Consider the following 11,783-nt stretch of genomic DNA (forward strand, 5'->3'; position numbering starts at 1 on the left):
CGCCCGGCGTCCTCGATCTGCCAGACGCGTGGTGGCTCAATCTCGGCTGGCTGGAGGCGCTATTGGCCTGCAAGTTCAATAAGCAGTGGTGTACGGCGACGAGACGGGAACCGGTCAGAAGCCATCTGTGCGAAGAAGTCCCAGGCTCCGGCCTCGTGAAGGGCTGCACGAATTGTCTCTTGGGCTTGTATCGGCAAAGCGTCGATTCGATCGAGTGCCAAGCTGGCCGGAGCGAACTGGTGAATGTCCGCGATACCACCGAACACCGTCACGGCGAACTGCCTCGTTCCAGGCAGCTGCGACAGTGCGAGCTTGTGGAGCACTTCGACCCCGTGCTTCAGGATTGGATCGACAGTCGCGCTGAACGAGATCATGTTCACGTCGTCAACCAAACCGTCAATCGCCTTAGTGAGAACGTCGGTGAGGCCTTCACGTTCTGCCGAAAACCACCGGTCACGCTCCTGGGGAGTCAACGCTGCGAGCGCATCGAGCTGAGCATCTCGGACTCCAGGCTGCGCGATGCCCACGGACGTAATTTCGTTGAATGCACCCTGCGCTATCAGCGATGCAAGGCTGGGCTTCGTTTGCACCAGCTCAGCTCGACACGCCTCCATGAAGGCGTCCATACTCGCGTGGCGACGGTGGGGCTTCTCACTCACGGCCCGACTGATTGCCGACGAAAGAGGCTTGCCGACCAGGTGGTCCACAGCGCCAGCGGACGGGTGCACGCCAGTAAGCATCCAGGCCGCGATAAGACCTGCCGCATATACGTCCGCCGTTGGTGTGACTGCGTGAGCGTCGACGCTTTGTTCCGGTGCAGCCCAACCGTCAGTTCCGAGGAATCGGCCTGTACGCGTGAGCCCGGTCGTCGTGAGACCGGCGGGATTGCGCACGATCCCAAAGTCGGCAACAACCCACCTACCACCTTGAGCATCATGCAGCCACAGTATGTTTCCCGGTTTTAGATCACGGTGCACTTCTCCTGCCGCATGCAGTGCGGCCAGCGATGAGGTAATGGCTTCCAGCACAGCGATCGCAGCATCGACGGTGAAGGGTGCAGGAAAACTCGCGAGGTTACCAACGGCGCGTGGCATCACATACCAAGAGAGGGAATCGTCAAAGTCGATCAGCGGGATCGTATTGAGGCCAGCGGCGCGCTGAAGAGCCAGGATCTCTCGCGCGAACCTCTTCTCCGCATGCTCATTACCGAGCGGAGGGAGCTTGGCGACGAACTCCTGGCCGTCTCGTTCGACGACACAAACTCGCGAGATCTCAGTCGCGTGGATAATCTCTTTGATCTCGTACCGGTCTGGGAGCATGTCCTGGAGAACTTCCTCTCTTGAGCGTCTGGCTGTTCGATTCATCGCGCGTGTGAGTGGCGAGAAGGGTCAGTCTTCAAGGCCAAACGCTTCGGTGACCTGGTCGATCGTGAACTTCTGGCGTAGCTTGGCCGCGGTGTTCTGGTTCGCGAACATGCCGTTCTTCCAGATCGCGTTCTCACGAGGCACTGTGTGAACCCATTCGACTGCTACTGCCCATTCAGCGTTTTCGTCTTCTGAGTCACCTTCGTGTGCGTACGAACCAGTCAACGGCAGGTCCTTGACGAAGCGCTCGGCACCATCGAGTTCGACCTGGAGCTGATCGAATCTGCGGCCTTCGCCTGTGACGGTGCCGACACCGACATAGCCAGTCTTCGGGATGTGGACGAAGACGCGCGCACCGACAGGGAGATTCTTCAGCGTCTGAGAGAACCACTTCCCGCCTCCGCCAGAGACGAAGCCGTACTTGCGCCCATCAGCCCACTGGCGTGTACCCGAGTCTTCACCGAAGGACACGTACCAGTCGGTGCCGTTCCATGCCTCTCGCGTCTTCGTCTGCCGTGCAGGAGAGGTTGCCGTGGGCTGCTGGCCCTCGTGTTCCACGAGCCAGGTCCGGGCGAGGTACTTCGCTCCGTTGTCTTCGAAGTGCCGGAAAAAGACGACGTTGATCGGCACGCCGAAGTCTTCATTGAGGAATCGGACGATCCGCTCAGTCGCAGCATCGACGCTAGCTGCAACGATCGTGAACGTCTGGGAGGCATTAACCTCCTCGGGCAAAGTCTCGTTGAAGCACTCAGCGAATGCTTCCTCAATGGCCACGCCAGGCTTGTAGGCCTCGAAGATGCTCTGGATCTCGGCACGGCCAAGGCCCGACACCCACGACCCATAGTCGAGCGCCTGCGCAGTGACATCACGTGGTGTTTTGTCGCGCTTGAGCTCGATGACGTGCACACATGCCGTCTCATCGAGCGCGAGAAGGTCAATGAACCCGCCGAACGCGGTGGCGACCTGCCGTCCGATGACCAACAGAGTTTCACCAAGCATCGACGGGTCAGACTCGATGTAGGACTCGAGTTGGGATCAAGACTGATCGCCGTGGGCGTGATTCGGCTGAGGCGGTCACCGTCGGCTCGCCACAGCCCCATCTCAACTGCCATTAATACTCCATTCCAAGAGGCGTCCGCGCCTAACGAAAGTTCGGACTACTGCCGAACGACGCTGGCTTAACGGAGCCGACAACTCCGACCCGCGTGGAACATGCGCCTGACATCCCTCACTCATGCAGTCGTCACCAACTGTAGAAGTTCGTCGTAGTTGGTCACGACGTCGTACTTCACGTCGTCGCTGTTGCGCTGGTTGACCTGCTCGAAGAACTTGCGAGCGCACTCGATCTTCGCGTTCTCGGCCCCCTTGAGCTGTAGCGTCGACAGCGAGCCCTTGGTCTCTGCGACGAAGTAAACGTGTTTCACGCTGCCTTCGTTGAACGCAATCGCCCAGTCAGGGTTGTAATCCCCGACAGGCGTCGGGATGAAGAACCCACGCGGAAGTTTCGCGTAGACGGCGACCTCGGTACTCACGTCGAGCTTCTTCACGAACTCGCGCTCGATCTTGGAGTCCGTCACGACGTAGTCGTAGACGTGCTTGTTCAGTTTCTCGCCAGCCTTGGAGAAGTCCTGCGCCGACTGGTTCTCGGTGAAGATCGCTGAGTCGAAGGTGTCGTCCAAGGCGTTGTACGCGAGGTGCTCGACAATCACAGTGGCTTTCTGCTCGTTGATGAGCTTCGCCGCCTCGGTGATGAACTGTTCGGGGTTCTGCTTGAACTTCGCGAACGTCGCCGGGTTGATCCTTGTCAGGATCTCCGCGCAGGTACGCCGTGTCAGCTGCGTCCTCTCGGCGATCTCGCCCAGCAAGTCGTACTTGACCGTGGAACCAGCCGACACCGCGGACTCTGCCACCTCAGTTTCGGTGACCTTGAAACCAGTACCTGCTTCCAGCTGCTCGACATCGAGCCCGACTACCTGCTGTCCGCTCTCCACCACGTACTGCATGACCGTGACGTTGAGAGACTTGTCGAGCGCCTGCACGCAATTGCGGATCAGCTCTTCAGAGTCGAACTCGACTTGGTAGACGGCCTTGTGGTTGATGCGGTTCCACAGAGTTTGGAACTCCCGCCGTTTGAAGTTCGCCTCGTTGAACGGGATCTTCTTGAGCTTGCGGCCGTCCTTCGGCGTGGGAACGTCGAGATACAGAGCATCGACGAGCGGCCAGACGAAATCAACGACAGGCTTGAGGACTTCGGACGAGGGCTCGGCCAAGGTTCCTTCGGCTCGGGCGTCCTTATATGCCTGAGTGACTACACCGTCGTCGTCGATGTAGTCGTGACGAATTAGGTGGTTGTATAGCGCCTGCGCGAGCGCCTTTTCAAGGACGCTCGTGGAGCCGTCCTCGAGCGTGATCTGCTTGCCCTCGAAGTAGTCCACACTTGCTTTACGGGGGCGTGCAGAGAGCGTCTCGACGATCTCCTTCTGTAGGGCCGTGACGAAGTCGGTGTAGGACTCGTCCGTCACTACGGTGAGCTCATTGATCTCATGCACAGTGACCGGGTTATCCATCCGCTCGCCATGCTGGTCGACCGCCAGGCGGAGACCACGGCCGATTTCCTGTCGGCGAGTTGTCGTATTGTCGCTCTTCTTGAGCATGCCCATAACGAAGACGTTCGGATTGTCCCAGCCTTCGCGGAGCGCTGAGTGTGACCAGATGAAACGCACCGGCTCTTCAAAGGAGAGGAGCCGTTCCTTGTCCTTGAGGATCAGGTCGTACGCGTCGACGTCGTCTGACTGACCAGCGAAGTCGCCGCGCGCTGCGATTTTACCGTCGACAGAATGCCCTGTCTTCTTGTCGATTGAAAAGTAGCCTTCATGTGTCGAACGCACTGGGATGGCCTCGACGTACTCGCGGAACCGCTCGGCAGCCTCATCAACATCCAGCTGCCCAAGGTAGTCGGCCAACACTGACTCGTACTCTTCTTCGAAGATCCGCGCGTACTCGCCAAGAGTGTCTTCACGTTCGTAATCGCGATACTTCACGACTTCATCGATGAAGAACAGCGAGAGTGTCTTGATGTCCTGCGCGAAGAGTTCGCGTTCTTTCTCGAGGTGAGCACGGATCACTTCTCGGATCTGGATACGCCGCTTGAGATCGTCGGTCACGTCCTGGCTGACCTCACCTGCCCCGAGGACGTCCCCGTTACTGAGCTCGATGATGTCACGGTTAGCGTCTACGTCGCGAATAAAGAGGCCCTTATACGCCTCAATGCCGCCCGAGATGTCATGCAAGTTGCTACCTTGGCTCAGTCGCTTGACCTGACGTCGGATGCCTTGAGCGGTCTGGACCTCGAGCTCTACTCGAGCCTTCGGATAGTCCGGCCCCTTGCCAACTTCCAAGCCGTCTACGTAGAGATACGCGCTGCTTCCAGCCAGGTGCTTGACCGTGATGCCACGCACAGCGATCTTCTTCACCAGCTTCTGGTTGTAAGCATCGACCGCGTCGAGACGGTGTACCTTAGTGCGCTCAATCTTGTGAGTCGCAGAGTAACGAAGTGCGAACAATGCGTTGAAGAGGCCCAGAGCCTTCAGAGACTTCGACGGCTTCTTCGCATCTCCTTCGATCTTTTGTGGCTCATCGATGATGAGGATGGGGCGATTCGCTGCAATAACATCGATCGGCTTTCGGGACTGGAAGTCATCCAGTACCTCGTAAATGCGACGCGCATCTTTACCCGTGGCGTTGAACGCCTGGGTGTTGATGATCATCACCTGCACACCAGCGTCTGATGAGAAACGTTCAATCTCGTGCAGCCGAGACGAGTTGTAGACAAACGTGCGTGGCTTTGTTCCATAAAGCTGTTGGAAGTGATCAGCTGTTATGTCGAAGGATTTCTTCACGCCCTCACGGATCGCGATTGAGGGCACAACCACGATGTACTTCGACCAGCCGTAGCGCTTGTGGAGCTCCATGATCGTCTTCGTGTACACGTACGTCTTGCCAGTGCCGGTCTCCATCTCGATATCGAGATTGAGTGGAGCTGCGGACACCTTCGCGGGGTCATTGAGGTCGGGCGACAGGGGCAGAGCACGGGAACGCTGCACTCGTTGGATATTGGTGAGAAGGTGCGGGAGTGTGAGCGCGATTTCGGCGTTGCGTAATCCAGCGTCCTCCAACAGAGTTGGAGCGGTACCCTTCCCTGGGTCAACGCGGTACTTCACACCGTCAGCAAATGGCTGTCCGGTAAAGACATCCACGACAGCATCGACAGCATCAGACTGATACTTCTGGACTTTGAACTGGAGCTTCATCGAGTCAGACCGTCCTAACTTCAGTTTCGGGCGACACCTCGCGGAAGATCTGCTCAGCATTGATACGTGCAGCGTCGGTACCAAACCCAGAGTCGAGAAATACCGCGCGCAGCGGACGACGATATGCGATCTCTTGCAAAAGATCGGCCGGGACATCGGTAGCGAAACAAGCAATCAAGGCATCATCAGATACAGACATCACGCGTCGGCCATGTATGGTCTCGAGCTTGACCGACTCCGTGAGGTCCATGCCCCAGTCAAGTAGAACCTGGAAAAGAAGATCCTCATCCGTGCGATCTGGCTTCACACTGTCGATGGAGTCCGACAGAGCGGCCTGTACCAAGTCGTCAGCACCAGTGAAGGTGTCAGCCATGTTGGTTGTGTCGATGTGCAACGAACGGAAACCGGTGTCGAGCCGCGCCGCCTCCAACCCCGCAGCTGACAAGATTGCTTGTCCTGCGTTTCGAATTCGTTCGCGGGCGACGTCTGGGATACTCTTCCGCCGTCCATCTCCGTCGTCCGGAAGCTGGACAAGAATAAAGCGCCGCGAACCTCCATCTTCCGCATTCTGTTGCATCACCGCGTCTGCGGTGGAACCTGAACCTGCAAAGAAGTCCAGAATGATGTCATCTGTATTGGGGTCCGTGGCCAGCGCTAGCATACGCCTAATGAGCTTGGTTGGTTTGGGCGTGTCGAAGACGGTGTCGCCGTTCGCAAAAGAAACTCGCGAAAGAAGTTCCTTTTTTGCGTCCTGATTATGGCCTACTTCATCGTAAGGCCAGAACGTCTGCGCGACGCGCCCCTGCTTGACTTCAGTCAGGAAACGTTTGATTGCTGGGCGACCTTGGCCATCATTTCCAAACCAAACACGATTGTCAGAAACCATTTCTTGAAAACGTGGCTCAGTATAAAGCCAGGCTCGTCCAGGGGGCGGCGTAAAGCGTTTTCCGGCTGGAGTGACCAATTCATAATGCTGGCTTGGGGTTGCGTGACCGCCTGCTGCTGTGGCGTCAACTGCTTTCCAACGTCCGCGCGGGTCGTTATCGGGGTTCTTGTATGCAGCGTCTTGATCAGCGGTTCTGGGAAGAAGATTTGAAGTCCACGTCGCCGCATTGCGAGCATACACGTGGATGTAATCGTGGACGGAGGCGAACTGCGTAGCGCTGTTCATCGGCGAATATACTTTCTGCCAAATCACCGTAGCTACAAAATTGTGAGCGCCAAACACCTCGTCAAGAAGATGTTTGAACGTCGAAGCCTCGGCGTCGCCAATCGAAGCGAAGATCACGCCCTCTGAAGAAAGTAGGTTCCGTGCGAGCTTGAGTCTCGGGTACATCATGCTGAGCCAGTCGGAATGAAATCTTCCGCTCGAGTCAACATTGGCCTTGATTCTTTCTCCGAACTCATTAGTTTGCCCGGAGCGCTGTAGGTACGTTTCAGTATCCTCCGCGAAATCGTCTTCATATACGAAGCGATCTGAACCAGTGTTGTATGGCGGATCGATAAAGATTAGCTTGACTTTTCCAAGGTACGACTCCTGCATCAATTTCAATGCTTCGAGGTTGTCACCCTCGATGAAGAGGTTCTTCGTCGTGTCAAAGTCGACCGACTCTTCTCGTACTGGTCGCAGCGTCTTGGCGATCGGTGCGTTTGCGGCGAAGGCAGCTGCTCGCTTGCCTGGCCAATCAAGCTGGTAGCGCTCCTGCGGACCCTCGACAATGCAATTAGAGAGTTCTTGCTTAAGGAGGTCAAAGTCGATAGTCCGCGAGGGGGTTCCGTCGGCACCAATCGTCTCTGTCGCCACAGTCGGGAACATCTCAGTGATCTTCGCAATGTTAGCTTCGGTCAGATCAGGCGACGTCATGCGTAGTTTCTCCACGGGATTACCTCTGCTGTTCCAGTTCGGCCTGTTTGGTCTTAAGTGCTTGCTGCAGCTCTACCTTGCGATTGAACTGCTTCTCGTTTCTTAGTTTTCGTTGCAACGCGGTGATGTCTCGTTCGAGCTTGCCGATCTCTTTGAGCCTGGCAGCAACCTCTGACATCGCTTCACCCGGTCGCGCTCTGACCTCGGCCAGAGGCTCCAACAGTGCAACGTATAGCGCGGACAAGTTGATTGCTGGCGGCAGTGGCTGACGTTCATGGTCTTCAGTCACCCACGCGGTATTGGAGTAACGACCAGGCTGTGTCGACTTCGGCCCTTGCTGCTTGAGCTGGGCTACCGTTCGCAGCTCGATTCCGCTTGCGGTCTCACGGGCGATCTCGAAGATGATCGGGGAAGAGATCGCTCTGTCGATCACCGCGAGAAGTTGGTCCGATACTTCAGCGCCGTCCTTTGCGTCGATGCGGAAAACCTGGATCTCAGAGACCTCATCAGTAGCAGGCAAGTTGACCGTGGACTTTGCGAGCTTGTACGCCCACGTGATGCGGGCAATGTCCGAAACGAACTGTTCGCGCAGCGCTGTCGAGACATTGCCATGCTCGTACAGCTTCTCCTTCGGCACACGACTACCAACTCGAGCAGCTTCAGGCCATCGATACAGAATGTCACTCATCGGCCAGATTTCTCAGACTGCGTGTCGACGACGGCGACGAACGCGAGCAACTCGAAGTCGTCCAAGCCTGCGATCGACTGGGTGAGCGCGGTAGTCGGACCTGCGCTGAATAGGCTGTCGATGTCGCGTTCCTCGGTGACATCGATCATCGACTTGATCGCATCAGTAAGGAGCTCCGAGTAACGCTCCATAGCAACGCCTTCTCGGGTGCGCTCATTGAAGTTCCGCACAGCTTCCGCGACAGGCTCCTCATATGGTCGACTCCCAGCCCGCAACAGATCGAGGAGGTGCTTAGCTTCCGTATGATCCGCGACCACGTTTCCTTCTTCGTCTAGGTAGACCAGGTAGTGCGGGTGGAGCCGGTTGCCTCGGTTGATCTCGTCGCTCGCGTTGATGTTTTTAAGCGCGAAGATCACACCGGGAACGAGACCCTGCTCAGGTGCTGCGGGTACGACGGCGTGAAGCCCCTTCGGCACGTTGGCAAGGTCGCCATGTTCCTTGACGTAGCCAAGGAGGTCCATGCGGAAGTCGTTGAGGCCGAGATCCGTAATCGAGACGCCCGCGCGTACGTCTTCGAGTTCGATGACCTCATCCTGGAGCTTGCGGAGCTGCTCCTTGCGGTAGGTCGCGTCTGCGCTGTTGGGGTCGAGGATGTTGTCGTCGCCGACACCTGCGAGGTCGGCGATCACCATGCGGCTCTCGACACGGTCTTTGAGGTTGATGTACTCGTCGAGCGTGATGTCCGGCCAGAAGTTGACCAGCTGGATGACCTTATTGGTCGAGCCGATGCGGTCGATGCGACCGAAGCGCTGGATGATGCGGACCGGGTTCCAGTGGATGTCGTAGTTGACGAGGTAGTCGCAGTCCTGAAGGTTCTGGCCCTCGCTGATGACGTCCGTACCGATGAGCACGTCGATCTCGCGAGTTTCTCCCGGCATCAGCACGTCGCGCTGCTTTGACCGCGGCGAGAACAGCGACATGACTTCTTGGAAGTCGAAGCCCGTACCTAGCGTTGTTTTCGCGCCGTGGCTTCCACCAGTGATGACCGCTGATTCTAGCCCCGCCTTCGCGAACTCCGGCCCCAGCTCACGGTAGAGATACTCGGCGGTGTCTGCGAATGCCGAGAAGACGAGTGCCTTGCGGTTTCCGTCATTCAGCGGGTGGTCTGACTTGTTCTGGAGCAGGCGCTTGAGCTCCTGGAGCTTCGTGTCGTGTTCAGGCGTGATGCGGTGCATCTCTTCGAGCAACTCGCGAAGCGTCTCCTGATCGTTCCAGAGATCGCGCTGCCACGACTCGATATCGATGTCTTGTAGATCAATCTTCAGCTTCTCGCCATACGAGAGCGCTTCGATGTTTGCATCGTCTTCATCGTCAAGATCGAAGTCAATGTCGTCCAGGTTGGGAACCATCTCTGCAAGGTTCCCGGCGTGCGCGCTGATGCGCGCGAGTGTGGTGCTCGCGGAGTCCTGGATCTTCTGCAGGGTGAGCCGGAATGCCTCTACTGAGCTCTCAAGGCGCTTCAGCAGGTTGACGGTCATGAGCTTCTTCAGACCCTGCTCGCGACCGAACTGGCCCTTGCCCGCCAGGAAGTTATCAGTGTTCTTACCGTTACCAGTGTCGACTTCATACTTCGAGCGCCGACTTGGAAAGACGTATGCCAGTGGCGTGTAAACGGCGAGAGTGAGCGACTGGAGCTGCTCGAAGATGTTGTTGAAGCTCGGCACGCCTTCGAGGTCAGTGAGCGGCTTGCGGATCGATTGAGGTGCGAGCCGCTCCGGGAATGCGCCGATTTCGGTGGTGTCGTAGAACGCCTGGATGTGTTTGCGTGACCTTGCGATCGTGACGGAGTCGAGGAGCTCGAAAAAGTCGAAGTCGAGCATCTGGAGAATACGATCCGTGGTGCGGTGCTCCGCGTCCAGCTTGGACCACTCGTTGAAGACCTTCTGCGCATCAGAGAAGACCTTCTCGACCGAGGTCGACAGGTTTAGGTGCTCTGAGAGGTTCTCCGACTCACCCTCGTAGGCGAGCTGGAGCTGGTTCTTGAGGTCGTTGAAGCGGTTGTTCACCGGCGTCGCGGAGAGCATGAGGACCTTGGTCTTCACACCCTCCTTGATGACCTGACGCATGAGCCGCTGGTACCGCGATTCTTTCTCTTCCGAGTAGTCGGCGTTGCGGAAGTTGTGGGACTCGTCGATGACGACGAGGTCGTAGTTTCCCCAGTTGATCCGGTCCAGCCGCAGGCCGAGCGACTCGCCCTTCGTGCGGGAAAGGTCGGTGTGGGCGAGCACGTCGTAGTTGAAGCGGTCGTGCGCGAAGAGGTTCGTAGTGAGGTTGGCGTTGTAGTTCGTCCAGTTCTCGGCGAGCTTCTTCGGGCATAGCACGAGCACGGATTTGTTGCGGAGCTCGTAGTACTTGATCACAGCCAACGCGGTGAACGTTTTGCCCAGGCCGACGCTGTCGGCGAGGATGCAGCCGTTGTAAGTCTCGAGCTTGTTGATGATGCCCGTCGCGGCATCTCGCTGAAAGTTGTAGAGGCTCTGCCACACCTTCGTGTCGAGGTAGCCGGTGCGGTCGTTCGGGAGGACATCCTCGTTGATGTCATCGAGGAACTCAGAGAACAGGTTGTAGAGGATGACGAAGTAGATCCGTGCAGGCGAGTTCTCCGCGTACACCGTGGCGATGTGGTCGTGCACTGCCTGCGTAACTTCGATGACCTGCTCGGGGCTGTTCCAGATCTGGTCGAACACGTCCATGTACGTGGTCGTCATGGGGGCTTCATCGAAACGGTTCAGCATGTTCGACACTGCTGCGCCCGGTTCGTACCCGAGGTCAGAGGTCGTAAAGCCCTGTAATTGCGCGTACACGGCGCGATCGTCGATGGCGGCGAACTGCTGCATCGACTTGCCGGTGGCGTTCGAACGGAACTTAACCTTCTTACGGACCCACTCGGCACATTCTCGTGCGATGGCGCGTTGGGTCAGTTTGTTGCGGAGTCGAACTTCGAACTCGGAGCCCGCCAGCGTGGTCTCGGCGAGGCCCTTCGTCGGGATGAAAAACTCGCGCTTCTCCTTGCGAAGCTTGTCCGTCACCTTGTCCGGCGCAAAGGAAGGAGACGTGAAGATGAACTCGAGTTCATCAATCTGTTCCAGTTCTTTGCGCAGCGCTTCGAAGGCGTAGATCGAGAACGTTGACGCGGCGATCCTTACTTTCGAGCCCGGCCGCAGCTGAGATTTGAGGTCATCGCCGAGCAGGTCTGAGACGTTGTCGATGAACTTCATGCGTGCGCCTCCGGCTCGTCCTGTGCGGCACCGCCGCTGCGGACCCAGTCGTCAATCTCTGAAGCCTGGAACTTCCAGAGTCTGCCGACCTTGTGGGCGGGCATGTGCTTCTCGGCGATCCAGGTGTAGACGGTGTCTTTGGTGACGCCGAGGTGCGCGGCGATGTCGTCGGCGGAGAGCCAGGGCTCGGTCATGCGCGTTCCTCCTTGTGGGCCACCTATGGCTACTCATTGATCATATCGGTGCAGGCCCTGTGGAGCCGGGTTTTTCCGGTCCTCA

At 57.6% G+C, this 11,783-nt stretch carries 7 protein-coding genes; all 7 read right to left on the reverse strand.

The window, feature by feature from the left end:
* Positions 1-59 precede the first annotated feature (59 nt).
* On the reverse strand, positions 60-1,319 hold the full coding sequence (locus ACQUSW_RS02420; protein ID WP_428930668.1) for a protein kinase domain-containing protein: 1,260 nt from the start codon (positions 1,317-1,319) through the stop codon (positions 60-62).
* Positions 1,320-1,388: 69 nt separating this feature from the next.
* Positions 1,389-2,363, reverse strand: a complete 975-nt coding sequence (locus tag ACQUSW_RS02425) for a DUF8606 domain-containing protein (protein ID WP_428930669.1) — start codon at positions 2,361-2,363, stop codon at positions 1,389-1,391.
* Between the two features lie 233 nt (positions 2,364-2,596).
* Positions 2,597-5,674, reverse strand: a complete 3,078-nt coding sequence (locus tag ACQUSW_RS02430) for a type III restriction-modification system endonuclease (RefSeq protein WP_428930670.1) — start codon at positions 5,672-5,674, stop codon at positions 2,597-2,599.
* A 4-nt stretch (positions 5,675-5,678) separates the two neighbouring features.
* A complete protein-coding gene (locus ACQUSW_RS02435; RefSeq protein WP_428930671.1) occupies positions 5,679-7,538 on the reverse strand; it encodes a site-specific DNA-methyltransferase in 1,860 nt (619 codons plus the stop codon).
* A 19-nt stretch (positions 7,539-7,557) separates the two neighbouring features.
* Positions 7,558-8,226: a DUF4391 domain-containing protein gene (locus ACQUSW_RS02440; protein WP_428930672.1), complete on the reverse strand. Its 669-nt coding sequence runs from the start codon at positions 8,224-8,226 to the stop codon at positions 7,558-7,560.
* Positions 8,223-11,504: a helicase-related protein gene (locus ACQUSW_RS02445; protein WP_428930673.1), complete on the reverse strand. Its 3,282-nt coding sequence runs from the start codon at positions 11,502-11,504 to the stop codon at positions 8,223-8,225. Before ACQUSW_RS02445 ends, ACQUSW_RS02440 begins: the two co-directional genes overlap by 4 nt.
* Positions 11,501-11,698 carry a helix-turn-helix domain-containing protein gene (locus ACQUSW_RS02450; protein WP_428930674.1) on the reverse strand — a complete coding sequence of 66 codons (198 nt, stop codon included), beginning with the start codon at positions 11,696-11,698 and terminating at the stop codon, positions 11,501-11,503. Before ACQUSW_RS02450 ends, ACQUSW_RS02445 begins: the two co-directional genes overlap by 4 nt.
* Between the last annotated feature and the right edge of the window lie 85 nt (positions 11,699-11,783).

Source organism: Microbacterium luticellae (assembly GCF_050408645.1).
GTDB lineage: Bacteria > Actinomycetota > Actinomycetes > Actinomycetales > Microbacteriaceae > Microbacterium.

Coding starts and splice junctions, on each gene's coding strand:
- ACQUSW_RS02450 (WP_428930674.1), bottom strand. CDS start 11,698: ATGACCGAGCCCTGGCTCTCCGCCGACGACATCGCCGCGCACCTCGGC.
- ACQUSW_RS02425 (WP_428930669.1), bottom strand. CDS start 2,363: ATGCTTGGTGAAACTCTGTTGGTCATCGGACGGCAGGTCGCCACCGCG.
- ACQUSW_RS02445 (WP_428930673.1), bottom strand. CDS start 11,504: ATGAAGTTCATCGACAACGTCTCAGACCTGCTCGGCGATGACCTCAAA.
- ACQUSW_RS02435 (WP_428930671.1), bottom strand. CDS start 7,538: ATGACGTCGCCTGATCTGACCGAAGCTAACATTGCGAAGATCACTGAG.
- ACQUSW_RS02420 (WP_428930668.1), bottom strand. CDS start 1,319: ATGCTCCCAGACCGGTACGAGATCAAAGAGATTATCCACGCGACTGAG.
- ACQUSW_RS02430 (WP_428930670.1), bottom strand. CDS start 5,674: ATGAAGCTCCAGTTCAAAGTCCAGAAGTATCAGTCTGATGCTGTCGAT.
- ACQUSW_RS02440 (WP_428930672.1), bottom strand. CDS start 8,226: ATGAGTGACATTCTGTATCGATGGCCTGAAGCTGCTCGAGTTGGTAGT.